The organism is Clostridium sardiniense, from assembly GCF_016907995.1.
Lineage (GTDB): Bacteria > Bacillota > Clostridia > Clostridiales > Clostridiaceae > Clostridium > Clostridium sardiniense.
Window position 1 is genome coordinate 1 of the sequence record NZ_JAFBDA010000004.1, and the last position, 26,864, is coordinate 26,864.

At 30.2% G+C, this 26,864-nt stretch carries 26 protein-coding genes and 4 tRNA genes; 3 read left to right on the forward strand and 27 right to left on the reverse strand.

The features are described from left to right. Positions 1-3 precede the first annotated feature (3 nt). From JOC62_RS04655 to purR, 23 genes are all read right to left on the reverse strand, one after another. Positions 4-92 (reverse strand) — tRNA-Leu (locus tag JOC62_RS04655). Between the two features lie 10 nt (positions 93-102). Further along, positions 103-179 (reverse strand) — tRNA-Met (locus tag JOC62_RS04660). Positions 180-186: 7 nt separating this feature from the next. Continuing rightward, positions 187-262 (reverse strand) — tRNA-Met (locus tag JOC62_RS04665). A 20-nt stretch (positions 263-282) separates the two neighbouring features. Next, positions 283-371 (reverse strand) — tRNA-Leu (locus tag JOC62_RS04670). 325 nt (positions 372-696) lie between these two features. Continuing rightward, complete coding sequence (locus tag JOC62_RS04675; protein ID WP_204594067.1) at positions 697-1,104, reverse strand: S1 domain-containing RNA-binding protein; 408 nt, start codon at positions 1,102-1,104, stop codon at positions 697-699. Between the two features lie 57 nt (positions 1,105-1,161). Beyond that, positions 1,162-1,452 carry an FtsB family cell division protein gene (locus JOC62_RS04680; protein ID WP_204594068.1) on the reverse strand — a complete coding sequence of 97 codons (291 nt, stop codon included), beginning with the start codon at positions 1,450-1,452 and terminating at the stop codon, positions 1,162-1,164. Positions 1,453-1,549: 97 nt separating this feature from the next. Next, positions 1,550-1,939 (reverse strand): spore cortex biosynthesis protein YabQ, encoded by a 390-nt coding sequence (yabQ, locus tag JOC62_RS04685; RefSeq protein WP_204594069.1) that lies wholly within the window; start codon positions 1,937-1,939, stop codon positions 1,550-1,552. Positions 1,940-1,943: 4 nt separating this feature from the next. After that, complete coding sequence (gene yabP, locus JOC62_RS04690; protein ID WP_204594070.1) at positions 1,944-2,237, reverse strand: sporulation protein YabP; 294 nt, start codon at positions 2,235-2,237, stop codon at positions 1,944-1,946. A 95-nt stretch (positions 2,238-2,332) separates the two neighbouring features. Further along, entirely contained in the window at positions 2,333-2,590 is a 258-nt protein-coding gene (locus JOC62_RS04695; RefSeq protein WP_204594071.1) for an RNA-binding S4 domain-containing protein, read from the reverse strand. A gap of 124 nt (positions 2,591-2,714) precedes the next feature. Next, a complete protein-coding gene (locus JOC62_RS04700) occupies positions 2,715-2,990 on the reverse strand; it encodes an HU family DNA-binding protein (protein WP_204594072.1) in 276 nt (91 codons plus the stop codon). Positions 2,991-3,218: 228 nt separating this feature from the next. Further along, positions 3,219-4,673, reverse strand: a complete 1,455-nt coding sequence (gene yabN, locus JOC62_RS04705; RefSeq protein ID WP_204594073.1) for a bifunctional methyltransferase/pyrophosphohydrolase YabN — start codon at positions 4,671-4,673, stop codon at positions 3,219-3,221. Between the two features lie 23 nt (positions 4,674-4,696). Beyond that, a complete protein-coding gene (locus JOC62_RS04710; protein ID WP_204594074.1) occupies positions 4,697-6,232 on the reverse strand; it encodes a putative polysaccharide biosynthesis protein in 1,536 nt (511 codons plus the stop codon). Positions 6,233-6,330: 98 nt separating this feature from the next. Then, positions 6,331-6,882 carry a stage V sporulation protein T gene (gene spoVT, locus JOC62_RS04715; RefSeq protein WP_204594075.1) on the reverse strand — a complete coding sequence of 184 codons (552 nt, stop codon included), beginning with the start codon at positions 6,880-6,882 and terminating at the stop codon, positions 6,331-6,333. A 144-nt stretch (positions 6,883-7,026) separates the two neighbouring features. Beyond that, positions 7,027-8,040, reverse strand: coding sequence for a peptidylprolyl isomerase (locus JOC62_RS04720; protein ID WP_204594076.1), 1,014 nt, complete (start codon positions 8,038-8,040; stop codon positions 7,027-7,029). Positions 8,041-8,145: 105 nt separating this feature from the next. Continuing rightward, positions 8,146-11,658, reverse strand: coding sequence for a transcription-repair coupling factor (mfd, locus tag JOC62_RS04725; protein WP_204594077.1), 3,513 nt, complete (start codon positions 11,656-11,658; stop codon positions 8,146-8,148). Positions 11,659-11,672: 14 nt separating this feature from the next. Further along, positions 11,673-12,248 (reverse strand): aminoacyl-tRNA hydrolase, encoded by a 576-nt coding sequence (pth, locus tag JOC62_RS04730; protein WP_204594078.1) that lies wholly within the window; start codon positions 12,246-12,248, stop codon positions 11,673-11,675. 134 nt (positions 12,249-12,382) lie between these two features. Further along, on the reverse strand, positions 12,383-13,474 hold the full coding sequence (locus tag JOC62_RS04735) for a S1C family serine protease (RefSeq protein ID WP_204594079.1): 1,092 nt from the start codon (positions 13,472-13,474) through the stop codon (positions 12,383-12,385). Between the two features lie 14 nt (positions 13,475-13,488). Further along, positions 13,489-14,907, reverse strand: coding sequence for a sensor histidine kinase (locus tag JOC62_RS04740; protein WP_204594080.1), 1,419 nt, complete (start codon positions 14,905-14,907; stop codon positions 13,489-13,491). Beyond that, positions 14,908-15,594: a response regulator transcription factor gene (locus JOC62_RS04745; protein WP_204594081.1), complete on the reverse strand. Its 687-nt coding sequence runs from the start codon at positions 15,592-15,594 to the stop codon at positions 14,908-14,910. 214 nt (positions 15,595-15,808) lie between these two features. Further along, positions 15,809-16,768 carry a ribose-phosphate diphosphokinase gene (locus JOC62_RS04750; protein ID WP_204594082.1) on the reverse strand — a complete coding sequence of 320 codons (960 nt, stop codon included), beginning with the start codon at positions 16,766-16,768 and terminating at the stop codon, positions 15,809-15,811. Between the two features lie 58 nt (positions 16,769-16,826). After that, positions 16,827-18,197: a bifunctional UDP-N-acetylglucosamine diphosphorylase/glucosamine-1-phosphate N-acetyltransferase GlmU gene (gene glmU / locus JOC62_RS04755; protein ID WP_204594083.1), complete on the reverse strand. Its 1,371-nt coding sequence runs from the start codon at positions 18,195-18,197 to the stop codon at positions 16,827-16,829. A gap of 241 nt (positions 18,198-18,438) precedes the next feature. Then, entirely contained in the window at positions 18,439-18,714 is a 276-nt protein-coding gene (gene spoVG, locus JOC62_RS04760; protein ID WP_204594084.1) for a septation regulator SpoVG, read from the reverse strand. A 124-nt stretch (positions 18,715-18,838) separates the two neighbouring features. Next, a complete protein-coding gene (gene purR / locus JOC62_RS04765) occupies positions 18,839-19,654 on the reverse strand; it encodes a pur operon repressor (protein ID WP_204594085.1) in 816 nt (271 codons plus the stop codon). Positions 19,655-19,911: 257 nt separating this feature from the next. Here purR and murC point away from each other — a divergent pair, with 257 nt between their 5' ends. Further along, positions 19,912-21,288, forward strand: a complete 1,377-nt coding sequence (murC, locus tag JOC62_RS04770; RefSeq protein ID WP_204594086.1) for a UDP-N-acetylmuramate--L-alanine ligase — start codon at positions 19,912-19,914, stop codon at positions 21,286-21,288. Positions 21,289-21,298: 10 nt separating this feature from the next. On the opposite strand, the gene JOC62_RS04775 is transcribed toward murC, so the two are convergent. After that, positions 21,299-21,907: a YdcF family protein gene (locus JOC62_RS04775; RefSeq protein ID WP_204594087.1), complete on the reverse strand. Its 609-nt coding sequence runs from the start codon at positions 21,905-21,907 to the stop codon at positions 21,299-21,301. Positions 21,908-22,085: 178 nt separating this feature from the next. On the opposite strand from JOC62_RS04775, the gene JOC62_RS04780 reads away from it, so the two are divergent. Together JOC62_RS04780 and JOC62_RS04785 are read left to right on the forward strand one after the other, a co-directional pair. Then, a complete protein-coding gene (locus tag JOC62_RS04780) occupies positions 22,086-22,904 on the forward strand; it encodes a purine-nucleoside phosphorylase (RefSeq protein ID WP_204594088.1) in 819 nt (272 codons plus the stop codon). 51 nt (positions 22,905-22,955) lie between these two features. Beyond that, a complete protein-coding gene (locus JOC62_RS04785; protein ID WP_204594089.1) occupies positions 22,956-24,182 on the forward strand; it encodes a NupC/NupG family nucleoside CNT transporter in 1,227 nt (408 codons plus the stop codon). 44 nt (positions 24,183-24,226) lie between these two features. Here JOC62_RS04785 and JOC62_RS04790 read toward each other — a convergent pair whose 3' ends face one another. The 3 genes from JOC62_RS04790 to JOC62_RS04800 form a co-directional block, all read right to left on the reverse strand. After that, on the reverse strand, positions 24,227-25,285 hold the full coding sequence (locus JOC62_RS04790; protein ID WP_204594090.1) for a DUF4179 domain-containing protein: 1,059 nt from the start codon (positions 25,283-25,285) through the stop codon (positions 24,227-24,229). Positions 25,286-25,293: 8 nt separating this feature from the next. Then, positions 25,294-25,821: a sigma-70 family RNA polymerase sigma factor gene (locus JOC62_RS04795; RefSeq protein WP_243425017.1), complete on the reverse strand. Its 528-nt coding sequence runs from the start codon at positions 25,819-25,821 to the stop codon at positions 25,294-25,296. 147 nt (positions 25,822-25,968) lie between these two features. Then, the gene (locus JOC62_RS04800; RefSeq protein ID WP_204594092.1) at positions 25,969-26,847 is read right to left on the reverse strand and encodes a potassium channel family protein; all 879 of its coding nucleotides are present in this window, start codon (positions 26,845-26,847) and stop codon (positions 25,969-25,971) included. Between the last annotated feature and the right edge of the window lie 17 nt (positions 26,848-26,864).

Below are 26,864 nucleotides of genomic sequence, written 5' to 3' on the forward strand. Positions count from 1 at the left end.
ACTTGGTGCCGAAGACCGGAATCGAACCGGTACGGTGTTTAACCACCGCAGGATTTTAAGTCCTGTGCGTCTGCCAGTTCCGCCACTTCGGCATGAGTTAATTGGTAGCGGAAATAGGACTTGAACCTACGACACTTCGGGTATGAACCGAATGCTCTAGCCAGCTGAGCTATTCCGCCACATTTGTGGTTGCGGGAGCAGGACTTGAACCTACGACCTTCGGGTTATGAGCCCGACGAGCTACCAACTGCTCCATCCCGCGATATTACATTAAAAAAAACTTGGTGCCGAAGACCGGAATCGAACCGGTACGGTGTTTAACCACCGCAGGATTTTAAGTCCTGTGCGTCTGCCAGTTCCGCCACTTCGGCATGCGTTTTTCTTTCTGTCATTTCCTGACGACAATAGTTATTATATAGTATAGTAATAATACTGTCAACATTTATTTCAAACTTTTTTATATTAATATTACTTTTATTTTATAAAAGTATACAAACTCGCTATTTCACTTACTTTCAATCTATATATATTTATATATAGTCTACATATTTATATATAGATTCCTATAATTTAAGTGAAAATATTTTTATAAGTATAACTTTTTATTATAAAAACAATAAAAAGCCTCTAGTTTAATCACATAAAGGCTTTTTATTATATAGATTTATATATTAAATTTATATGATGTCTTGTATCTTAGAATGATTTTTTACCACTCTTGCTTTTGAAATCTTGATGTTTTTTAACATCTTGCATTCTTTCTTCGCTATCTTTTAAGAACTTTGACATTTTATCTTCAAAATTCCCTCCAGCTTTTTTCTTTTCAGTTGCCCAGTCAAATTCAACTGGTTTAACTGATTTTTTTGGTTTAGGTTCAGCTTGCTTTATTGATAAACTAATTTTTCCGTTATCATCAATTGATATAACTTTTACTTTTACTTTATCTTGTTCTTTTAAATGTTGTCTTATGTCCTTTACAAAAGAATCTGCTACTTCTGATATATGAACTAGACCTGTTTTTCCGCCTTCTAATTCTACGAAAGCTCCGAAATTAGTGATATTTACCACTGTACCCTCTAATATGTTTCCTGCCTCTAAGGTCATGTTTAAAAGACTCCTCCTTAATTTAAATAAAATATATATGTTATTATTAATAATAACCTACTTTTCAGACTTTGAGTCACCTTTTTTATCATTTACGACTTGTTCATCTGGTTTAACCATCTTAAGTCTTTCTCTCGCTAAGGTCTCAATGTATTCATCAGAATTAGCACTTTTAACTTCCTCTTCAAGCTGCTTGTTTTTTTCCTTCAGCTTTTCTAATTCTGTATGCTTCTGAGCTATAGTATCTTCTATTCTTTTTATAGCTCTCTCTTGTCTAACAAAACTAAGTAAAAAAACAAGGCATAGTACTAAGATTATTAAACTCTTCCCTTTTATTTTTTTTATCATCCATAGTACCTCATTTTTTAAATTCTATAAATATATTTTAAACACTCTGAACTCTTAATTCAAGTTATTTTTAATTATATTTAGCTTTTATTTAAAATTAGTTTTTATTATTAATCTTTGACCATATAATTCTTAGGGGATAACTTGCATTTTTGTAGCTTCTTCTCACTATTGTCTTTGTGCCGAAAAAAATTATATTTTCTAATTTATAAATGGCTTTGCTAAACAATTTTAGATATATGAGCAAAGATACTCCCATACATAAATAAACATATGGCCCCAAAAAAGCAAAGTTTGTGTAAAGCAAAAATGTAAATATAGCTAATGCTGATAATATCCAAAATAGGATATCCTGTATCATTACTATTATTTTATGTCCTTTTTTTCCTCTTAATATTCTATATATGTCGAAAAAAATTCCTAAAATAAATCCAGCAGCTAATGCATAAAATACAATTTCAAATTGAACCTCTAACTCTAACGGCATATTTTTACCTACTTATAAGCTTTTTCAGATTTATTCTTCTTCTTTTTTGCTTTACTTTACCACTGTATATCATGCTTGTAATATGTCCCTCTATTATTACATCCCCATTTTTAACATCTAGCTTATTCATCTTAAGTCCTTGGCCATTGATTTTAAGCTTTCCAAGTATAGTATTAAGTACTATCTTCTCATCATCAAAGCTCATTACTTCATCAACACCTGTCAATGAAAGTTTTTTTCTATTTTCTAGTTCCATCTTACTTTTGCAAGCTTGTATGTTATCAGATTTCTTTTCCATATATAATCTCCTTTAGACATTACTCTTACTAAGAAATATATGTGATTATTAATTTCTATATTCTTAAATTGACGTCTTTAAAGATTATTATGAAATTATTCTATTTCTGCGCCCTCTAATATCTTATACATATCCTTTGCATCTTCTTTTTTAACATGCTCTACTATATTTAAAACTTCAGCACGTAATGATCTATTTGCAAATGTAATTTCTATTATGTCACCTTCTTTTACTTGAGTTCCTGACTTTGCTATTTTACCATTTATAGAAACTCTTTCACTTTCACATGCTTCTTTAGCAATAGTTCTTCTCTTTATAAGTCTTGAAACCTTTAAATACTTGTCTAATCTCATACAAAGTCACCTTCTTTTTTTAAATTTATATCCATCACTATTTAGTGATGGATATATTGCATCTAATATTTAAATTAAAGCTTAATTTTATAAAAGAACCCGAGTCTCCTCGGGTTCAAAAAAATTACTTATTAACTTTTTCTTTAAACTCTTTACCAGCTTTGAATACTGGAACAGTTGATGCTGGAATCTTTATAGTTTCTTTAGTTCTTGGGTTTCTTCCTTCTCTAGCTGCTCTTTCTCTAGTTTCGAAAGTTCCGAATCCAACTAATTGAACTCTTTCACCATTTTCTAAAGCTTCTTCAACACTTTCTATAAATGCTTTTAAAGCTACTTCTGCATCTTTTTTAGTTAACTTTGACTTTTCAGCCATACTAGTAATTAATTCTGCTTTATTCACAATTACATCCTCCTTAAATAACTAGTTATATATTTATAGTACTAACTAATTCTTTATGTACTACACTTACATTATCTTATTATATTATTACTTTCTATTCTCGTCTATACTGAATATATAAATATTCACATATTCCTGTAAAAAAAAGCTAATTTAATATAATAATTTAGAAGTATAGAATTTATTACTTAATTATATTCTCTAAAAACATTGGAATTCCTTCTAAATCTAATTATTTTCTTGTTTTTTAGCCTCATTCCAAAGTTCATCCATTTCTTCAAGAGACATATCTCTTAAATTTTTCCCTTTGCTAATCGCTTGTTCTTCTATAAAACTAAATCTTCTTATGAATTTATCAGTTGTTTTGTTTAATGCTTCTTCTTCATCAACATTTAGAAATCTTGCTACATTTACACATGCAAACAATAAATCTCCAACTTCTTCTGTTATCTTTCCCTTATCTTCTGTATTATATACATCTAAAACTTCATTTAATTCTTCTGTTACTTTCTTTGATGCATCTTCTACATTATCCCAATCAAATCCAACTTTTCTAGCCTTATTTTGAATCTTATGAGCTCTAATTAAAGCTGGAAGAGCATTTGCAACACCTCTTAATTCTTCCGTTACTGTTTCAAATCCCTTCTCTTCCTTCTTTATTTCATCCCAATTTTGTACAACTTCTTCTGAATTACAGACATCTTTCCCCTTGAATATATGTGGATGTCTATCTATCATCTTAGTATAAATTCCTTCTATTACATCACTAAAATCAAAATATCCATCTTCTTTTCCTATTGATGAATGGAATATTACATGTAATAAAACATCCCCAAGTTCTTCTATCAACGCATTGTCATCATCTTTTTCTATAGCATCCTTAACTTCATAACTTTCTTCAACTATTCCATTTTTTATACTTTCATGAGTTTGTTCTCTATCCCAAGGGCATCCCTCATCACTTCTTAATACATCTATTAAAGTTATTAAATCATTTATGTCCTTTTTATTATTTAAATCTTTAGGTATATATACAGATGTTAGATAATCTATATCTTCTTGCATATCAAGTTCATATAGTGGTATTTCCCTTATACTCTCTAAACCTTCAATACCTGCCGCTCTTACATAAATTATCTTTGTTTCATCATCATAACACTCTAAAAGTTTAAGCTTAACTTCTGATGCAATAAATGGATTGTATACTTGTGTTATTATAGTCCCTATTCTCTTATCCATTATTTGATTATTTATATCAAAGGCGTCAATAACTTTAAGTCCTTCAATAGGATCTATTTTAAGTCTATCCATCATTGCATCAATAAAGCTAACTGCTGGAAGAATATCATACTCTATTTTCTCTTCATCACAAATCTCCATAAGATTTGATACTGACTTTTCCGCAACTAACGGATGTCCTGGAACCGCATATACAACATTTCCTGTTGCTTTATGAATTTCAACCAAGTCTTCTGCTATATTTTTATAAACTTCATCAAAACTTTCTCCACTATTATAAAAATGATCATATGTTTTAAATTCTATATTTCTTTTTCTTATAAATTCAACTGTTGGATGAATTTCTGTTCTAAAATAAATATTATCGCTTTCTTCTAATACTCTTAGTGCACCTACTGTAAGAGCATCACTAGCTCCTGGTCCTAAACCAATAATCTTAATCATTAGGTAGTTCTCCTTTTGTATGTTTATTTTTTATAAAATCTGCTCTTTACTTCTTCAACATAAAACACTCTCATGCAAATTATTGAAGCCATATATACTATAATACCTAAAAATACTGATAATAAGCAAGATACTCCATTACTCATTGTATAGTTTAAAATAATTTTATAGCTAAATAAAACTGCTGCTGTCATTATTACTGATGCAATTATAGGTTTTATTATATTATTATTTATTTTAATTTTTGTTTTTAAATTCACTTTTAGTAAAATCATATTTAAAATTGTAGTTACGATATAAGCTAATATACTCGCTATTACAGCTCCATATATATTAAACTTAGCCATAGGAACTAGCATAAGAGTTAATATAAGCTTTATTCCGCAACCTATAAAAAGATTTACAACTGGAAGTATATATCTACCAACTCCTTGTAATATAGATGTAGTGGTTTGAGTTAAAATTACAAAAGGTACTGTAAGCGAAAGATATCTAAGAATCTCGAATCCCTCATGCCTTCCTGGAAATATAAGTTTCATTATTGGTTCTGCCATAAAAAACATACCAAACATACACGGTATTGATATAACAGTTGAAATTTTTATTGCTAGATTTACTTTATTTTCAACATCTCTATTTCTTCTTAAAATATATTGTTCTGCTATTATTGGAATTAGTGATATAGATAGAGCCATCGAAAGAGTCATTGGTATATTTACTATGACCGAGGCCTTACCTGTAAGCTGTGCATATAGAATCGTTGATTGTTGCGTTGTAAACCCTGCTTCTAATAATTTTTGTGGAATAAATATAGAATCAATAAGATTCATTATTGTTCCAACTGTAGCTCCTAGTGATATAGGAATTGCAATTCTAAGTATTTTACTCATAACAGCTGGATCACTTTTTACTTTCTTTATCCCATAATTTTTCTTAGTAATTAGATATTTAACATATAGGTATCCACCTCCAAGTAGACCTCCTGCTGCTGCACCAAAAGCTGCACCCCCAGCTGCAAATTCTATTCCTTTTGGAAGAAATAAAACAGCTAGTCCAACTCCAAAAACCACTCTACCAATCTGCTCAAGAACTTGTGATGCCGCAGATGGTGTCATATTTTGAAGACCTTGAAAGAATCCTCTAAATATTGTCATAATTGAAATTATGAGAGGTGCAAATGATATACCTATCAATGAATAATAAGCCTTCATGTCCCATTTCAAAAAATTAATTATAGGCTTTGCAAAGAAAAATAAAAAGAATGTTGTCCCAGCACCTAGTATAATCATCATATAGGTAGAGCATTTTACAACTTTAAAACTTCCTTCTATATCACCCATTGCATTATTTTCTGAAACGATTTTAGAGATAGCAACTGGTACTCCTGATGCTATGGCTACAAAAAACATATATAAAGGGAATGACATTTGATAAAGCCCTATTCCTTCATCACCTATAAGCATTATAAGAGGCCATCTAAAAAATACACCGAGGAATTTTGCTAGTATTCCAGCAGTTCCTAATATTATACTACCCTTTATTAGGGATTGTTTCTTCATAAAATACCTCCAAACTTTTCTTTTACTAATAATTATTATTGTAAGTTTAGAGGTATTATTACTTTTATTTTCTGTTTTACTTAATAAAGAATAATTTTTTATTGTTCCATTTGCTTTCCTAGGAAAGCTGCAGCTGTTTCTGCTAATTTAAGTTCTAATTCTCCCATCTTTTCTCCTGATTGCTTTGATAGGATAACAACAGCTCCAATTGCATCACCTTCTGCAATTATAGGTGCTACTACTTGTGATGTCATTCCTTCTACGTCTTCATCACTATGTAATGGGATTAATTTTTGATTGCCGTCCCCAAGCAATATTGGTTTTCTACCTTCCATAACAGTTTCAAGTTCGTTGCTTATTTTTCTATCTATATAATCTTTCTTAGGCACACCACTTGCTGATATAAATGCATCTTTATCACTTATTAAGATTATATGCCCAATAGCTTGTTGTAAGCTTTCAGCATATTCTTTTGAGAAGTCTGTAAGTTCTCCAATAGGAGAATACTTCTTAAGAATTACTCCACCTTCTCTATCTGTAAAGATTTCAAGTGGATCTCCTTCTCTAATTCTTAAAGTTCTTCTTATTTCTTTTGGTATAACAACTCTACCTAAATCATCAATACGTCTTACAATTCCTGTAGCTTTCATTTATAATTAACCTCCTTAATAAAATACTGTTAAAATTAGTAGCACTATTATTATTTAACTAGATAGAAATTTTATGCACATATAACCAATATTTAAAAGAAAAAAAGAACATCTAACAATTTAGATGTTCTTTAAACGTATAATTTATGATTGAAGTTTATCTTCGTATACTTTAACTCCAATTTCATCTTTCCATTTTTTAATAGTTTCAGTATAAGCCTTTTGTTGTTCTGAACTTAATAATTTATCTTTTATATCGCTCTTTACGTAATCAAGTGGCATTATACCTGGTTTTTCCATAACATTTTCTACTTTTATTAAATGATATCCATACTTACTCTTAACAGGTTGTGATATCTCACCATTTTTAAGTTTCTTAGCCGCACTCATAAACTCAGGTAGGTATTGAGTTGAATCATAAGCAACATATCCTAATGAACCACCAGTAGCTTTAGTATTATCAGTATTATACTTTGCAGCCGCCTTTTCAAAAGTTGTTGATTTGTCTAAAATTTCTTTTCTTACTTTTTCTGCTGTCTTTTCATCTGGAAGAACTATATTGTATATCATAGCTCCAGCCTTATCTACTTTAAATGAGTCTTTATTCTCATCATAATACTTTTTAATAGATTCATCACTAACTTTTAAATCTTTATATATATGATCATCAAGAGCTGTTTTTACTATTATGTTCTCTTTTAGCATTGCTTTAACTGCAGCATCATCTTTAAGTCCACTTTGTTGATATGCTTGTTTGAACTCTTCTTCTGTCTTATATGCAGTCTTCATTTTATCAAATTGTGCATTTACTTCCTTATCTAACTCTTCTTTTGCTGGAACCCATTTATTCTTTTCAGCTTCCTGTACTATTACTTTTGTATCTACTAAACTCTCTAGCATTTGTTTTTCTTGAGCTTGTAATTGAGTTTTTACTTGATCATTATTTCTATAATCTTTTCCAAATTGTTGTTCATATTGTTTGTAGTAATATGTCATTGCGTCTGTTAAGTTTTGTCTTGTTATCTTTTGGTCTCCAACTTTAGCTAACGTTTCTTTTTGTATCGCTTCTGGAGTCTTTTGTATCATCTTACATCCTGCAAATGACATACTAGCCATCGCAACTAATCCTAGAGCTACTAACTTTTTAATCTTACCCACGTTTTTTCCCTCACTTCACTAATTTTATTTTATAACGATTTATTTCTAAAATTTCACATGTTTTAAGTATAACAATATTATAACCTCAATTCAATTATTTAACTTTTAAGTATTTATTACTTTTATAATATTGTCTAACATTTCCTTAAAGAATGGTAAGGTTTCTTCTTTTTTTACACTATTTTGCTTAAATTCAAATTCTGGGTTATTTCCAAATTTAAGTATAACATTATTTTTATATTTTTCTAATAAAACTTTAAATACTTTTTCATATTCCTTATCACCTTCTACAAATTTAAAGAATATGCCTTTTGGAGTTTCTTTTATCTCTTCTACATTCAGCTCTCTAGCCTTACTCTTTATATAAGCTATATCCATTAAATTATAAACAGAATCTGGAATATCTGAATATCTATCCTCAAGCTCATCCTTAATCTCCATGTATTCATCATAGCTTTCAATTGCGGCAATTTTCTTGTATACTTCAATCTTTTGATTTTCATCTTTTATGAAGCTTTCTGGAATATATGCATCTACCTTAATATCAACAGTCGTTTCAATAGGTTCCTTTGTGATTTCACCCTTAATAAGCTTTATTGTATCTTCAAGCATCCTGCAATATAAATCATAGCCTATAGTGGCCATATGACCATGCTGCGCAGATCCCATCATATTTCCTGCACCTCTTATTTCTAAATCTCTCATAGCAATCTTAAAGCCTGATCCTAGCTCTGTAAAATCTTTTAATGCTTTAAGTCTCTTTTCTGCTACTTCTGTTAAAACTTTATCCTTAGTATATAGAAGGTATGCATATGCAATTTTATTAGATCTTCCAACTCTTCCTCTTAATTGATAAAGTTGTGAAAGCCCCATCTTATCTGCATCATAAACTATTATTGTATTTACATTTGGCATATCTATACCTGTTTCAATAATAGTAGTACATACTAAAACATCATACTCCTTATTTACGAAATCCATCATTTCTGTTTCAAGTTGTCTCTCTGTCATTCTTCCATGTGCAAATGTTACCCTACTTTCAGGAACTAATTCTTTAATATAGTTTGCCATGCTTTCAATGCTTTCTACTCTATTATAAACAAAGAAAACCTGACCCCCTCTATTCATCTCCCTAAGTATAGCATCTCTTATAAGTTGATCATTTTGCTCTATAACATAAGTCTGTACAGGATATCTTTCTTCTGGCGGAGTCTCTATTACTGAAATATCACGAGCTCCTGTTAAAGACATATGAAGGGTTCTTGGAATTGGTGTTGCACTAAGTGTTAGTACATCAACATTCTTTTTAATCTCTTTTATTTTCTCTTTTTGTTTAACTCCAAATCTTTGCTCTTCATCAATTATAAGAAGTCCTAAATCCTTAAACTGTATATCTTTAGCTACAAGTTTATGTGTTCCTATAAGTATATCAACATTCCCCTCTTTAGCTGCCTGTATAGTAGCTTTCTGCTGCTTTGCAGTCCTAAATCTACTTATCATATCTATCTTTATAGGAAAATCTGAGAATCTCTTAACCATATTCTTATAATGTTGCTCTGCAAGTATTGTTGTAGGAACTAAGAATGCTACTTGCTTTCCATCCATAACAGCTTTAAATGCAGCTCTTACAGCTACTTCTGTCTTACCATATCCAACATCACCACAAAGAAGTCTATCCATAGACTTTTGTGATTCCATATCTTTCTTAATCTCTTCAAGAGATGTTAGTTGGTCTGGAGTTTCATCATAAGGGAATTCATCTTCAAACTGTCTTTGCCATTCTGTATCCCTACTGAATTTATATCCCTTTAGTGTAGCTCTTGTTGCATAAAGTTTTACTAAATCCTTTGCTATTTCATTTATAGAAGTTCTAACTTTACTTTTAGCCTTTTGCCACTCAGTTCCTCCTAGTTTATTAACTTTAGGAGTCTTTCCTTCACTACCTATATACTTCTGTATAAGGTCAAGCTGCTCAACTGGTACATAAAGCTTATCTCCCTTTTGATATACTATATCCAAATAATCTCTAGTATTACCTGATACTTCTATTTGCTTTATACCTTTATATACTCCAACCCCGTGATTTACGTGGACAACATAATCTCCTATTTTAAGCTCTGCAAAGGAGTTTATTTTTGATACTCCCTTTCTGTGCTTTCTCTTCTTTGGTAATTTTCTTTTTGCTTCACCAAAGACTTCTTTATCTGATATTACACAAACTTTTTCATTTGGATATTCAAATCCCTTTAGAAGATTGCCAAAAGTTATAACAACTTCTCCACATTGTATATTATCTACAGTATCTTTATAAACACTTTCTATATCTCTATCTCTTAACGTATCAACTAATCTTTCTCCCCTCGTTCTTGTACCTGAAAGGATTAGTGTTCTAAAACCTTTATTTTTCTTATCTTTAATATCATCGATTAATAAATCTAATTGACCTTGATAATTATGAAGAGTTAATTGAGATATATTATTGATAGAACGAGGTCTAAATATCTCTCTACTCTTTTGGAATGTATCTAAAGTTATTAAATTAGATTCTTCAAATCTATCGACTACTTTATTATAGTCAATTAATAATTCTGAATGCTTTGGGAGTATATTTCCCTTTTGAAGAAATATTGAAAAATTCTCTCTAAATTCAGTATAGGTTCCTTCTAGTTTTCCAAGGACTCTTGTTGTATCATCTATTATAAAATTGTACCCTTTAAAATAATCAAATAAACTCTCAAGCTTTTCATAGAAGAAGGGTAAATATGAGTCTATAGTTTCAAAACTTGAAGTCTGAACTAAACTTTCTAAATTTCTATTTATAATCTCAGAAAGCTTTTCCTTAACTTCTTTATCTTTATTACTCTCTAAAGATTTATTTAGTTCATTTCTCAAATTCTCTTTAGCATAACTTATAACATCATCATCTATTATTATTTCCTTAGCAGGAAAAATATCTACTGACTTTACTTTTTCTATACTTCTTTGAGATTCTACATTAAAGGTTCTTATAGAATCAATTTCATCTCCAAATAATTCTACTCTGTAAGGGTATGCTGAATCTGGTGGATATACATCAAGTATACCTCCTCTTAGAGCAAATTCTCCCTTACCTTCCACCATCTCAACTCTCTCATATCCCCCTTCAATTAGTAATCTACTAACACTAGAGAAATTAGTTTCATCATTTACACTCAACTTAATTTTATGCTTTTCATAATACTCCCTTGGAGTATAATTTGCCGCAAAAGCTTCTATCGATGTTACTATTATTTTCTTCTTCTTATTTAAAATTTCTTTTATAACCTTAAGTCTAGCCCACCTTAAATCTCCTGATATTGCGTCTATATTATAGAAAACAACTTCTCTTACTGGAAAATAATAGACTTCTGTAGAGTAGAAATTTAAATCTTCATATAAATTTTTTGCCTCAATATCACTATGAGTAACTACAACTAATGGTCTATCATACTTTTCAAATAGAGCATCCATTAAGTACGTTCTACCTGATTCAGATAAACCATATATTGCAGAAGGAAATTTCTTATTATCTATATCATTACTTATCTCATTAAATTCCCTACTCTCAATTAAGGGCGCCATTAACCCTTGTAACCTCATGTTATACATCCTCCTTAAATACTTTTCTTCGCCTTAAATCCATTATATTTATTCATTGCTGAACTTGTATCTTCTTTTAGAATTGTATCCACTGAAAGTTTTGTAGTTTCTAAACTTTCTTCTAAAATTTCATTTTCTTCTTTTGAGAATTTACCTAATACATGATTAACTAAATCTCCTTTAGGTTGTCCTACGCCAATTTTAATTCTTGAGAATTCGTCACTTCCAAGGTGTGCTATTATACTCTTAATTCCATTATGTCCACCAGCACTTCCCTTTTCTCTTATTCTAAGCCTTCCAACATCTAGACTTATATCATCGTATATTACTAATATATCCTCATTTGTAAGTTTATAAAAATCTATAACTTCCCTTACACACTCTCCACTTAAATTCATATATGTAGTTGGTTTCATAAGAATAACCTTTTCGCTTCCTATAAATCCTTCTCCATATTCACCTTTGAATTTTTTCCTATTTATATCTATATTATACTTTTTAGCTATATAATCTATAGCTTCAAATCCTATATTATGTCTAGTATTATCATACTTTTCACCTGGATTCCCAAGTCCAACTATTAAAAACATGTAATCTCCTCTTTCTAGCTTACTTATATATTATAATCTTTTCACTATAACCATACATCTATTCAAATACTACTTAATATTATACTAAATTTTTGCAATAATAAAGAGGCTTTCAAAAAAAGCCTCTTTGGTATTTATATATCCATATCCAATTTTTGCATTTTGCCATCTCTTAAAATTTGAAGTTCTATCTTACTATCTTTTTTAGAATTTTTAATAATATCTATTAAATCATCATAAGATAATATAGGTTTCCCATTGGCCGTCAATATTATATCCGTAGGCTTAAGTCCACTCTTTGCAGCCTTTCCATCTTCACTTAAACTTTCAATATAGAAACCTTTTTTATATTCATTATCTACTTCAACTTCTGACCCTCTTATTCCTAAAACATCTGCATCTTTTATTATTTCATTTGTAACAGCTTTTAGCGCCTCACTACTTACAGCAAAGAATAACTCATCTCTACTATACTTATCAGTTAAATATTTACTATTTATTCCAATAAGTTCACCACTTGAATTACAGAGAACTCCACCATAATTTTCTTCATTCATAATAGCACTAGTTTGAATTGCTTCATAGTCGCTATCACCAACCTTAACATTATGGTTTGTTGATGTTATTATCCCTGGGGTAATAAGACCAATATAACTATCACCATTTGAATTTCCTAAAGCATAAACTATGTTCCCAGGCTTTATGGACTTATCAGCAGATATCTTTATAGGGCTTAAATCATTGGCTGATATTTTGACTAATGCTATATCAGCATTCTTATTATATCCTAGCAAAACTCCCTTCATCGGTTTAAATCCTTTTGAAGGTAATTCTACAAAAATATTTTTATAATCTTTTATATTGCTATATGAAGTTGCTATAAGCCCATCCTTTGCAATAACCACTCCAGTTGAGTTTGTATTTGGTAATTTATGTGGTTCTAAATTACTAACGCTCTCTCCTACAGTAACTAAAGATGGAGCCACTTCGCTTATAACCTTTTTTATATTTCTTTCTGTTATAGCCCCTGTTTTTATGCTACTTATATCATTATTTTCATTTATATTTCGTACATTTAATTTATTTAAAACATACTCTACTGATATTACTCCAGTCATCACTGCTACTAATAGCACTGCTAATACTATTAGAATACTTTTTCGTGTAATAATTTTCTTCTTACTTTTTATATTTATAGTACCGTTTTTATCTTTACTATTTTTCATATACATCACCAAACCTATTTTTTAGTTAAAGTAAATGTAAATATAACACCAGTATCTTTATAATTTTCAACCCAAATATCTTCACCATGCTCTGTAAGTATCAATCTTACTATTGGCAATCCAAGTCCTGTACTTACTTTATTTGTTCTAGATACATAAGCCTTATAGAATCTATCCCAAATTTTAACTAATTGCTCTTGTGTTAGGGTTTCACCATCATTGTAAATGCTTACAAACACCTTATCTCCCTTTGACTTAGTGTTAATTCTTATATTACCATTTTCATGGCTATACTTAACGGCATTATCAATTAAATTCGTAACTACTTGAGTTATTCTATCATTGTCACCAATAACATATTGATGCTCTTTTTCTAATACAACATCAACGATTAGACATTTATTATTTATTGATCCTTCAAATTTAGCAATAGTATGCCTTATTAAATTACTTATATCCAATTCTTGTTTATTAAGCTTTATCTTCCCTGCTTCTAAGCTTGATATATCTAATAAGTCATTTATAAGTCTTGATAATCTATCTGTTTCTTCATAAACAATATTAAGATAATATCCTTCTTTATCTCTAGGAATTACTCCATCTAGAATTCCTGATATAAAACCTTTTATTGATGTTATCGGCGATCTAAGTTCATGAGATACGTTTGATATAAATGCCCTTCTATTATCATCAACTTGCTGAAGTGATTCTGCAATTGTATTAAATGATTGTGCAAGCTCACCTATTTCATTATTAGCTTTTACCTCAATCCTTTGATCTACACTTCCTTTAGCTAACCTTCTAGCGGCTGTAGCCACTTCATCTATTGGTTCTATTAATGATTTCTTACTATATAAGTAAAGTACTATTCCCCCTAAAACAATAGCAATTATAGCTGTAACCCAAATTACTTCATTAACTCTTATTATAGGATCAAGAATACTATCTATAGGTATTACCATAACTATAACTCCACTAAAATAATCCTTATCAAATATTGGCTTTAAATAAACATAATCATTTTTTGTTGAAGTTTTTATACTACCATACTCTATAGCTTTACCTTTTTTTAAGACATCCATATCTTCCTTAGGAATTCCCAAATTAGAAAACTTATAACTTTCATGCTCACTACTAGATACAGCATATGTGTATCCTAAATTGTCAGTAATTAATATCTCTGCATCTACTGATTTACCAACGAAATCCATTACGTTTTTTAGAGTTGTTAAATTTGAACTTTTATCTAACGTTAGATACGATATAGCTGCACTCTCAATAATTGTACTTTCTTTATTAAGCTGATCTTTCTTTTGGTCAAAGTAGTATCCTTTAAACCAAATAGATAGTACTCCCGCAACTATTACTAATGCAATGGCTAAAATTAAAGTAAAGGTTATTATAAGCTTATAAGCTAAGCTACTTTTTTTCATCTATTTCACCTCGAATTTGTAGCCAACCCCCCAAACAGTTTCTATTTGCCATGTATCTCCTGAGTGAAGTTTTTCTCTTAATCTCTTAACGTGAACGTCAACAGTTCTTGAATCTCCTGGATAATCATATCCCCAAACTTCGCATAATAACTGTTCTCTTGTGAATACTCTATTTTTATTACATGCTAAGTAATATAATAGTTCGAATTCTTTAGGTGGCATTTTAACTTCATTATTTCTATATATAACTCTGTATGAGTTAGCATCAATTGTTAAATCATTATATTGGATTACTTCCTTATTTGTGTTATCTGCTGTATATCTTCTCATTACAGCATTAACTCTTGCTAGTAATTCCTTTGGTTCAAATGGTTTAACTATGTAATCGTCTGCTCCAAGTTCTAAAGCTAAAACTTTATCAAATGTATCTCCCTTAGCTGTAAGCATTATTACAGGAGTTGTTCCTTCTTTTCTTACCCACTTTAATACATCTATTCCATCTATGTTTGGTATCATAACATCTAATAATACTATGTCAGGTTTATAATCTAAAAATAACTCTTCTGCTTCTTTTCCGTTATGTGCAACTCTTGTATCATATCCTGCACTCTTAACGTACATATTTATAACTTCACAAATATTTTCATCATCATCAACTATTAATACTTTTCCTAAAACGCCTTCCATCTCGGCACCTCCATGCTTAATATTGTTAACTTTCCATTATATCAGTTAACTAACAATTATAAATTTATCATTTTTTATTACTTTTTAATATAGTTTTGTCTAAAAGTTACAAATTATTAACTATAAATCATTATTTTCATAAAATTTAAAACCTCTAGTTAATCTTCTAGAGGTTTTAAATGATTATTTATTATCCATTTATGTACTATAAATCCTAAGCTTCAAATAATTTACTTATTGGTTCATCATCATATATTCTTTTTATTGCTTCTGCGAATAATGGTGCTACTGATATTGATTTGAACTTTTCCTTATCTACACCCTCTGGTAATTTGATTGTGTTTAACATGACTAATTCTTCTATTGCTGAATTATTTATTCTTTCAAATGCTGGACCTGATAATACTCCGTGAGTACAACAAGCATATACATTTTTAGCTCCTAATTCCTTTAGTGCATTTGCTGCATTTGCAATTGTTCCAGCTGTATCTATCATGTCATCTATTAAAATACATTTCTTTCCTTCAACATCTCCAATAATATTCATTATTTCAGATACATTTGCTTTAGGTCTTCTTTTATCTATGATTGCTATTGGTGCGTGTAATTTATCTGCAAATTTTCTAGCTCTTGTAACACTTCCAAGGTCAGGTGATACAACTACAACGTCGTCTTGATCTGCTAATCCTTTGTCTACAAAATATCTTGAAAGGATTGGTGAACCAACTAAGTGATCAACTGGTATATTGAAATATCCTTGAATTTGAGCAGCATGTAAATCCATTGTTAGAACTCTATCCGCTCCAGCTGTAGTTAAAAGATCTGCTACTAGTTTTGCAGTTATTGGATCTCTTGACTTAGCCTTTCTGTCTTGTCTTGCATATCCATAGTAAGGCATAACTGCTGTTATTCTTCCTGCTGATGCTCTCTTAAATGCATCTATCATTATTAATAATTCCATTAAGTTATTATTAACAGGTGAACAAGTTGATTGTACTATAAATACGTCAGCACCTCTTACAGTTTCTCCGATATTTACTGATATTTCTCCATCACTAAAAGTTCCTACATCACCAGCACCTACTTTTAGTCCTAATATTTTAGCAATCTCTTGCGCTAATTCTGGGTGTGAGTTCCCTGTGAATATTTTTATATTCTTTACATGACTTAACATAATTAATGAAGACCTCCTCAAACTTTAGCTCTTTAATTGTATATAAATTTTTAATTATCTACTTCTTTAGTCCCTTTTTTTCTACCCATCCTTTGATGTTTCTTTGCTTAGCTCTAGCTATTGCAAGATCTCCTTCTAAAACATCATTAGTTATTGTAGAACCAGCAGCAATATAAGTATTATCATGAACTGTTACTGGTGAAACTAAGTTAGTATTACATCCAATAAAGCTATGATCCCCTATTATTGTCTTGTTCTTTACCTTACCATCATAGTTAACTACAACTGTTCCACATCCAAAATTACATCCTGATCCAACTTCTGCATCTCCAATATAAGTTAAATGTGATACCTTTGTACCATCTCCTATAGTTGACTTTTTAATTTCTACAAAATCACCTATTCTCGCTTTTGAACCTATCTTACTTTCAGGTCTTATATATGCGAATGGTCCAACTGTTGTGTTATCTCCAATTTCACTATCTAATATTACTGATGATTCAACAGTAACACCTTCGTTTATCTTACTATCTTTAATTCTACAATTTTGCATAATTAAGCAGTTTGATCCGATTATAGTTTTTCCTTCTAATATTGTTCCAGGATAAATAACTGTGTCCTTCCCAATTTCAACATCTATACCTATATAAGTAGCTTTTGGATCTATTAGAGTAACTCCATTATCAAGATGTAACCCATTTATTCTATTTCTTAATATTTCTTCTGCTTCTGCTAATTGAGCTCTTGAATTTACTCCTATTGTATCTTCGTAATCTGTAACAACAGCTCCTATTTTCTTTCCTTCATCCTTAAGAATACCAATTACATCTGTAAGATAATATTCTCCTTGGTTATTATTATTTGAAAGTTTTTCTAATGAACTAACTAATTCCTCTATATCAAAGCAATACATAGCTGCATTCATTTCATTAACTAATAGCTCATCTTCATTACAATCTTTATGCTCAACTATCTTTAAAACATAGCCATCTTCATCTCTTATTATTCTTCCGTATCCTGTTGGATCTTCTACCATCGCACTTAATAATGTAGCAGCATTTTTATTTTCCTCATGCTCTTTTATTAAGCTTTCTATAGTGGCCTTTTTTGTTAATGGCGCGTCACCTGCAAACACTACTACAGTTCCTTTTTTGCCTCTTAAGAAATCTGCCGCACACTTAACCGCGTGTCCAGTTCCTAGTTGTTCTTCTTGCATAGAATATGAAACGATTCTATCTTTAGTACCTTCTTTTACAAGTTCAGCACCTTTTCCGATTATTACATTTACATCTTCTATTTCTGCTTTTCTCATGTTATCTATAACATGGTTAACCATTTCCTTACCGCAAACTTTATGTAGCACCTTCGGAATATCAGATTTTATTCTCTTTCCTTGACCTGCTGCAAGTATTAATGCACATTTATACACTTTACCACCTCTATTATGATACTTTTTTATTAAATAGTATATATTATTTGCTATCTATATTCTTAAACCAAACTATTTCTATTTTATTATATTTCAATCAATCTTGTATTTCAACCTTTGTAAACTTTTAAATAAATTATTTGCTTACAATATTTAATTTTCACTTTCCAACATTCGTATTTCCAAGTATTTTAAAACAAAAAAATAAAAGGGAATTTCCCTTTTATTTTAAGTCTTAATATTATTCTGCACTTGCGTCTTCTGTTAACGCTTTATCATATGCTTCAAGAATAGCTGTTTGTATTGTTTCTCTTGAGTCTGTGTTTATAGGATGCGCGATATCCTTAAACTCTCCATCAGGAGTCTTTCTACTTGGCATAGCGATAAATAATCCATTTTGTCCTTCAATAACCTTAATATCGTGAACCACAAATTGGTCATCAAAAGTAATGGATACTATTGCTTTCATTTTTCCATCCGTAGCTATCTTTCTAATTCTAACGTCTGTAATTTGCATTTGACTACACCTCCAGTTGCCTTGATGGTATTATAATTCTCCATAAGTTGGCAATTTCCTCTTTTTATTTGGAAATATTTTAAAAAATAATTTATTTTTTACTCTTCGGTGTAACCTATATACTCTATTCTAATATTTTTGATGGACGAACATCTATTATTGATGATTCACTAACTGAGTGAAGCTCTACTATAGATACATATTCATCAACAAGCTTCTTCTTTGCTTCCTTACTATCAACTAAAACACCAATTCCAACAAGTTCACTATCAAACTCTTTTAAAAGGTCTTTTATTCCAAGCGCAGTTCCGCCACCTTTCATAAAATCATCAATAAATACACATTTTGAATTGCTCTTCATTGATTTTTTTGAAAGGGACATTTGTTGAAGTCTTCCACTCGTTCCTGATACATAATTTATTGTCATTGTAGTTCCTTCTGTAAACTGATTATCTCTTCTTGCTATTACAAGTTGAACTCCTAAGTTTCTAGCAACTTCATAAGCTAACGGTATACCCTTAGTTTCAACTGTTATAACATAATCTATCTCCATCTGCTCAAACCATGATGAAAGTATAGTTCCTGCTCGGCTTATTATTTCAGGATTATACATTAAATCTGTCATATAAATTATATTTCCAGGTACTACTCTTCCATCATCTTTTAAAAGATCACATAATTCTAACGCAAATTCTTTTCCTTTTTCAATACTCATTTCTGGAACGTATCTTATACCTCCAGCAGCACCTGATATTGTTTCTACTCTTCCCATTTTAAGTTTTTCTAAGATTTCTCTAACTATAACTATATCTTCACTTATTGTTGATTTTGCTGCATTTAATAATTCTGAAAATTTATTTAACCCAATAATTTTATTTGGATTTTCCATTAGTATCTTTGTTATTACAACAACTCTACTATTTCTACTCAATTTTTCCATTAAAATCACCTACATTTCCATAATCGTACGAATTTGTACGAATTATTTTTACTTTTTACCATCTTAATATTCATATTTTATTCTATATTCTATCCCAGTGCAATATTTTTTAACTACTTATACATTAATTATTTTTAAATTCTTTTTAAATATGGGTTTATTTTCTAAAAAATTTTTAATTCTTAATTGTTTTGTTGTGTTCAATTAATTAAAAATGTATATAATTATAAATGAACTAATAAAAAGGGGTTGATTTCATGTCATTTGATTTTTTAAAAGATACTAATAAAAAAGTTCACTTTATAGGAATTGGTGGTATAAGCATGAGCGGTCTTGCAGCTGTGCTTTTAAATAATGGATTTAAAGTTTCAGGTTCTGATTCTAAAGAATCAAACATCACTAATAGCTTAAAAGCGAAGGGTGCAGAAATTCACATAGGTCATAGAAGAGAAAATATTCAAGATGTTGACTTAGTTGTGTATACTGCTGCTATCCCTCAGGATAATCCTGAAATTGTAGAAGCTAAGGATAATAATATTCATCTTATGGATAGAGCTGAATTCTTAGGACATATCATGAAGGGACATAAGTACAATGTAGCAGTCGCTGGTACTCATGGTAAAACAACAACTACGAGTATGATTACAAATATAACTCTTAAAGCTGATCTAGATCCAACAATTCTTGTTGGTGGAGAAGTTGATGTAATTGGTGGTAACTATAGAATAGGAAATAGCGAATATTTCGTGACAGAAGCTTGTGAGTATAAAGAGTCATTCTTAAGATTCTTCCCATACATAGGAATAATTCTAAATATAGATGCGGATCACCTTGACTATTATAGAGATTTAAATCATATTACTGAAACATTTAAAAAATTCTCAAAGTTAATTCCTAAAGATGGATACTTAATTGGCTACAATGAAGATAGCAATGTAGCTAAAATTTTAGAAGAAGCTGATTGTAATATATTAAGTTATGGTTTCTCTAATGCTAATGTAACAGCTAAAAATATTGAATACAACAATATGGGATGTGCTTCATTTACAGTTTGTAAAGATGGAGAGGAATTATTCAATCTTAAATTAAACATGCCTGGAAAGCATAATGTATTAAATGCATTATCTAGCGTTTGTGTTGGTTTAATCTTTGGACTTTCATATGATGATATAGCTGAAGGATTAGCTGAATGTAGAGGGGCTCATAAAAGATTCGAGTACAAAGGTGAAGCTAATGGAGTAACTGTAATAGACGACTATGCTCATCATCCAGTTGAAATAAAAGCTACTCTAAATACAGCTAAAAAGATACCTCACGGAAATACATTCTGTGTTTTCCAACCACATACTTATACTAGAACAAAGACATTATTTGATGATTTTATTACAGCATTTAATGATACAGATGAATTAGTATTGATGGATATTTATGCTGCAAGAGAGAAGGATACTGGCCTCGTTTCTTCTGATGAATTAGGAGATGCTATAAGAAAAACTGGTGTTAAATGTACAAATGTACACTCTCATGATGAAGCTGTAGAGTATATAAAGCAACATATAAACTCTGGTGATATGTTACTAACAGTTGGTGCTGGAGATGTTGTTATAGTTGGAGAAAAATTCCTAGAAAAATAATAAAAAGTGGCTAACTAGCCACTTTTTTTATTTTGTACTGAACAAAACTAATAATAAAATCTTTAATGTATGCAGGAACCTCTCTTATAATGGCAAATATCTCATATCTCCCATAATAATTACAATTCTTCCCCTCAAAAGTTGCTTTTAATTTTATATTCCTACAAATCATTTTTATTCTAGCTAAATGATAACCATCAGAAACAATAACAGCACTTTTAAAACCCTTTATATCCATTATATCTTTTGAAAACTTTAAATTATCATAAGTATTTATTGCTTTTTCTTCTACATATATGTATTCTCTAGGTATTCCAAGTTCTATAAGCTTCTCTTTCATACCTAATGCTTCCGTTATTTCGCCTCTTCCTTTTCCAGTTACAATAATATGCTGTGCAATATTGTTTTTGTATAGCTCAATTGTTTTTTCAATTCTTTGCCTCATAAAAAAGCTTTCTAAATTGCATCCTAATACCACTATTACATCACTTTTTTCTCCTCTACTTCTATAAGAAGTAATGATAATATCTAAAACTATTAATATTATTATTGTAATAAATGTTATAAATATTATTTTTACCCACCGCCTCGCAGAAATAGTATATACTAATATATTCATTTAGGTACCATTTGGGTTATATTCGCCATTTTTTTATTTATTTCGCTAAAATTTAATTTTTGTATTTAAATTTGTTTAATTTTATTCTATAATTTAATATGACAAAATGAAAAATTATGCTTTTTGCTATAAGCAGTAAAGTAATAATTAAAACGAAATATTTATAGGGGTGATTAAAATGGATTTATCAAACACCATTAAGACTACTTCAGATTACATACTTGCAAAAAGTAAGTATAAACCTGAAATTGGACTTATACTTGGATCAGGTTTAGGATCTTTAGCTGATTTAATTGAAGAACCTGAATTTTATCCATATGAAGAGTTACCAAATTTCCCTGTATCCACTGTAGAAGGTCATGCTGGCCGTCTAGTTATAGGAAAGCTTGAAGGAAAAGTTGTTGTTGCAATGCAAGGAAGATTCCATTATTACGAAGGATATTCAATGCAAGAAGTAACATTTCCAGTTAGAGTAATGCACCTTTTAGGAATCAAAAAGTTAATCGTTACCAACGCTGCTGGAGCAGTTAATACTGACTTTAAGCCTGGTGACTTAATGATCATTAGTGATCAAATTAACTTCTCTGGAGCAAATCCTTTAATTGGAAGAAATTTAGACGACTTTGGCCCAAGATTCCCTGATATGTCTACAGCTTACAAGCCACATCTTAGAGACCTTGCAAAAAATACTGCAAAAGATTTAGGAATAGACATAAAAGAAGGCGTTTATACTATGTTTAGCGGGCCCACTTATGAAACTCCTGCCGAAATTAGAATGGTAAGATTTATGGGCGGTGATGCTGTAGGAATGTCTACTGCACCAGAAGTAATTGTAGCCAATCATTCTGGCATTGAAGTTTTAGGGATCTCATGCTTAACAAATATGGCTGCTGGAATTTTAGAACAACCACTTAACCACGAAGAAGTTATAGAAACTTCAACCAAGGCTAGAGATAGCTTTATGACTTTAACTAGAGAAATAATCAAACGATTATAAAAAAAGCTAGAGTACAAATGACTAAATTTTACAAACAAAGGAGAATTAACATTGAGTAGATTTATAGGATTATTAGGAGTCGCTGCAATTATCGGAATAGCTGTACTATTCTCAGATAACAGGAAAAAAATTAACTGGCGTTTAGTTGGAATTGGTATTGGACTGCAAGTAGTATTCGCATTATTAATACTAAAAGTACCTGCTGGTAGAGCATTCTTTGATTTTTGTAGTAAAGCTATAACTAAATTACTTGACTTTACACTTGAAGGTTCAAAGTTCTTATTCGGTAACTTAATGAACCAAGATACTTTTGGAATGATATTTGCACTTCAAGTACTTCCAACAATTATCTTCTTCTCAGCTTTAATGGGAATACTTTACTATTTAGGAATTATGCAATTTATAGTTAAAATAATAGCTAAGGGGCTTTGTAAGCTACTTGGAACATCAGGCGCTGAAACATTAAGTGCTGTTGGTAACATATTCTTAGGTCAAACAGAAGCACCACTTCTTGTTAAACCATTTATAAAAGACATGACTAAGTCAGAGCTTATGGCTATCATGGTTGGTGGTATGGCAACGGTTGCTGGTGGAGTTATGGCTGGATACGTTGCAATGGGAGTTAATGCTGGTGACTTACTTGCTGCAAGTATAATGGCTGCTCCTGCTGGACTTATATTAGCTAAAATATTAGTACCAGAAACTGAAGAACCAAAAACAAAAAATACTACAGATATTCAAATAGAACAAACTGCATCAAACGTTGTTGAAGCTGCTGCTAATGGAGCAAGCGAAGGATTAGGTCTTGCATTAAACGTTGCTGCTATGCTTTTAGCATTCGTTGCACTTATCGCTTTACTTAACTACATATTAGCTAGCATTGGTGGATTTGTAGGCTTCCCAGAACTTAGCTTCCAATGGATTTTAGGTAAGATCTTCTCACCTTTAACATTTGCAATGGGTATACCTGTTAGCGACCTAGGAGCTGCTGGTAGCTTACTTGGTCAAAAGGTTATGATTAATGAGTTCGTTGCTTACTCAGAATTATCTAAGTATATTGCAGCTGGAACATTACAACCTAAGACAATACTTATATTAACTTACGCTTTATGTGGATTTGCTAATATCAGCTCAGTTGCCATCCAAATTGGTGGTATCGGTGCTTTAGCTCCAGAAAAGAAAGGTTTAATTGCAAAGTTAGGATTTAAAGCATTATTGGGTGGTGCACTTGCAACTTGTTTAACAGGAACAATTGCTGGTATCCTATTCTCAATATAATATATAATTTTAAAGAGTGCTTGAAATATTTCAAGCACTCTTTTTTATTCCACATTTAATTTAGTTTCTAAATTCTTAAGTTCTTTATTATTATAGATAACTTTAATCTTAATATCCTTTGAATCTTTTATCCTATTATCAAATTCATATTTAAATTTATACTCTCCAATAGTACCACCTATACTTCCAGTTCTAAAGTCATAATTCTTGCCTTTATCATTTTCTAATATAACATTTAATTCTTCATATTCTTTACTTACATTTCCCTTTACATATATAGATAAAGGGGTAACTACTATTGATTCTACATTTACTCCATCTTCAGTCTTATCTACTTTATACTCTTTAATATCAGCTCTTAATTTTTCGTTAGATATAGGAATATTAAACTTCCAATTAGCTTCTTTTCCATCTATATATTTGTTTATATCTATTTCTATATTAAAGTCTTTAGCACTTTCACCTATTAATTCTTTTGATATCCAATTATTTATTAACTCATTTGATAGATTAGCATTAGTGCTTAATATACGATCTAACCAACCTTCCTCTTCTACCACTCCGCCTTCTACACCATAACTAAGCACTCCAATTTGATTTCCTTCTTCATCTAAATCCCAATGCTCCTCTGTTGGAGTTTTCACATTTTTATTATTTATTTTTATTTTAGTCTCACCTAAATTATTTGTTTGAAGGTTAAACCCCTTGGTATCTATTAAATGTTGTTTATCATCCTCAGCTTCAAGCTTATAAGCAATATTAACCTTATAGCCATCAAATACAACACTTGTTATAGTTACCTTCATACCTTCACTACTTTGCGCCTCATTAAGTCCTGTAGCATATTTATTATAATTATCATTAAATCCTAAAATTGAGTACACTATATCTTTAAAATCTCTTCCAGTTGCATAACTTGTAAATGTCACACCAAACCCTGAAAATACTATAAATCCTATAGCTGCTACGGCAGCTGTTCTCTTCCATCTATTATTTTTCTTCTTATCATTTAATAGTTTTTCTATCTTTTTATCTAAATCTTCTGGTATATGTTTAATTTCATCATTTACTCTATTTTTTATTCTTTTATCAAAGTTATCCATAATAAAAATTACTCCCTTTCGCCCAAAGCTTCTTTTAATTTCTTTTTAGCCCTAAGAAGTCTAGTCCTAACTGTCCCCTCTTTTATACCCAATATCTCTGAAATATCCTTCTGCTTAAAATCTTCAAAGTAATAAAGTACTATTACCTCCCTAAGGTCAACTTCTAGCATATTTACTGCATTTGTAACATCTAAATTTTCATACTCATCATTATGCCTTAATTCATTAAAACCTTCTGATACATCAGTTAAACTTTCTCTTTTATTGCTTTTTAAAATAACATTACATTCATTTATAAGTATCCTAATCAGCCAAGTTTTAAAATAACTATTATTTCTTAAGCTAGATATACCTTCAAAAGCCTTCATTATGGTATTTTGAATTGCATCTTCAATATCACATTCTCTTTTAAGCATTCCTCTTGCCACTTTATAAAGTGATAACTTATTTTCACGTATAAGCTCGCTGAAGGCATCCCTCTCTCCACTTTTAGCTTTTCTAACAAGCCTCTCTTTTTTAAATATAGTTAATTGCATCATTTCACCCCTAACTAAACCTTCTATGTAGTTACGTAACTATTTATTAGATAACTTTATATATTAAAATGTTCTCACATATAAATATTTTTTTAAATAAAAAAGCTAAAAGATAATTATAATTATCTTTTAGCTAATATAATTTTTTCACTTTTCATCACTACTTGAAAGTACGCTACTTAAAAATACAGTTAAGCATACAACACTTGTTATTGAAATTACTATTGTTATAATCTTACCTACTATAGTAAGTGGAACTATATCTCCATATCCGATAGTTGTAAATGTAACTATAGTATAATAAAACAAATCAAAATTTGATGGATTGTTAGAGAATGATCCTGGAATACCACTATTTATTAAGTTCACAGCCAAAAATAGATTTAAAACTATCATAATTAAAAGTAGAATTGAGGCTATAACTACACTATTTCTTTGCTTTCCAGATTTTCTTTCACTCTTTTCACTATGAACATCTCTAGGATTTCTTATAAGTTTTATTAAAACTCTCATATTTAAATAATAAGATATGGCAAGCCCAATAAGCCCTGTGATATATGTACTCTCAAAATCATCAGGGAATATTATTAATGTAAAAAAGTATGTACTTATAATAAAGTATGCTATTAAAAGCTCTGTTTTTAAATTTCTATTATCTATTTTTGTTATGAATAATTGAATATTAGTTAGTACAAGAAGTAGGTAACCTATTGATAAATGAACCGCAATTACAATCCCTATTATAAGTATTGGAATCAAAAAAGTTTTTTTCGTAATATCATTGTTCATACTTCTAAAGGCTACTCCTAGTGCACCTATTATTGTCATTATTTCAGCAAAAATAAAAAATGATCCTTGAAGCCATCTCGTAATTTTTGATTTTTCTTTAAATAAATTTAAATACGTAACGTTTATTTCTATAAATAAATTCTTTATTATAGTAATTGCTCGCTCATTATTTTCTCTATTACTAAACATAGCCCCTACAGCAATTATAGTACAGAGAAATATCATTAATCTTCCCATAAATTCACCTTAAATTT

Excerpts from the sequence above, each read along its gene's own strand:
- JOC62_RS04675 (WP_204594067.1), bottom strand. The coding sequence starts at position 1,104 with ATGACCTTAGAGGCAGGAAACATATTAGAGGGTACAGTGGTAAATATC.
- JOC62_RS04680 (WP_204594068.1), bottom strand. The coding sequence starts at position 1,452 with ATGATAAAAAAAATAAAAGGGAAGAGTTTAATAATCTTAGTACTATGC.
- yabQ (WP_204594069.1), bottom strand. The coding sequence starts at position 1,939 with ATGCCGTTAGAGTTAGAGGTTCAATTTGAAATTGTATTTTATGCATTA.
- yabP (WP_204594070.1), bottom strand. The coding sequence starts at position 2,237 with ATGGAAAAGAAATCTGATAACATACAAGCTTGCAAAAGTAAGATGGAA.
- JOC62_RS04695 (WP_204594071.1), bottom strand. The coding sequence starts at position 2,590 with ATGAGATTAGACAAGTATTTAAAGGTTTCAAGACTTATAAAGAGAAGA.
- yabN (WP_204594073.1), bottom strand. The coding sequence starts at position 4,673 with ATGATTAAGATTATTGGTTTAGGACCAGGAGCTAGTGATGCTCTTACA.
- JOC62_RS04710 (WP_204594074.1), bottom strand. The coding sequence starts at position 6,232 with ATGAAGAAACAATCCCTAATAAAGGGTAGTATAATATTAGGAACTGCT.
- spoVT (WP_204594075.1), bottom strand. The coding sequence starts at position 6,882 with ATGAAAGCTACAGGAATTGTAAGACGTATTGATGATTTAGGTAGAGTT.
- mfd (WP_204594077.1), bottom strand. The coding sequence starts at position 11,658 with ATGAGGTTACAAGGGTTAATGGCGCCCTTAATTGAGAGTAGGGAATTT.
- pth (WP_204594078.1), bottom strand. The coding sequence starts at position 12,248 with ATGTTTTTAATAGTTGGACTTGGGAATCCAGGTGAAAAGTATGATAAT.
- JOC62_RS04735 (WP_204594079.1), bottom strand. The coding sequence starts at position 13,474 with ATGAAAAATAGTAAAGATAAAAACGGTACTATAAATATAAAAAGTAAG.
- JOC62_RS04740 (WP_204594080.1), bottom strand. The coding sequence starts at position 14,907 with ATGAAAAAAAGTAGCTTAGCTTATAAGCTTATAATAACCTTTACTTTA.
- JOC62_RS04745 (WP_204594081.1), bottom strand. The coding sequence starts at position 15,594 with ATGGAAGGCGTTTTAGGAAAAGTATTAATAGTTGATGATGATGAAAAT.
- JOC62_RS04750 (WP_204594082.1), bottom strand. The coding sequence starts at position 16,768 with ATGTTAAGTCATGTAAAGAATATAAAAATATTCACAGGGAACTCACAC.
- spoVG (WP_204594084.1), bottom strand. The coding sequence starts at position 18,714 with ATGCAAATTACAGACGTTAGAATTAGAAAGATAGCTACGGATGGAAAA.
- purR (WP_204594085.1), bottom strand. The coding sequence starts at position 19,654 with ATGGAAAAATTGAGTAGAAATAGTAGAGTTGTTGTAATAACAAAGATA.
- murC (WP_204594086.1), top strand. The coding sequence starts at position 19,912 with ATGTCATTTGATTTTTTAAAAGATACTAATAAAAAAGTTCACTTTATA.
- JOC62_RS04775 (WP_204594087.1), bottom strand. The coding sequence starts at position 21,907 with ATGAATATATTAGTATATACTATTTCTGCGAGGCGGTGGGTAAAAATA.
- JOC62_RS04780 (WP_204594088.1), top strand. The coding sequence starts at position 22,086 with ATGGATTTATCAAACACCATTAAGACTACTTCAGATTACATACTTGCA.
- JOC62_RS04790 (WP_204594090.1), bottom strand. The coding sequence starts at position 25,285 with ATGGATAACTTTGATAAAAGAATAAAAAATAGAGTAAATGATGAAATT.
- JOC62_RS04795 (WP_243425017.1), bottom strand. The coding sequence starts at position 25,821 with ATGCAATTAACTATATTTAAAAAAGAGAGGCTTGTTAGAAAAGCTAAA.
- JOC62_RS04800 (WP_204594092.1), bottom strand. The coding sequence starts at position 26,847 with ATGGGAAGATTAATGATATTTCTCTGTACTATAATTGCTGTAGGGGCT.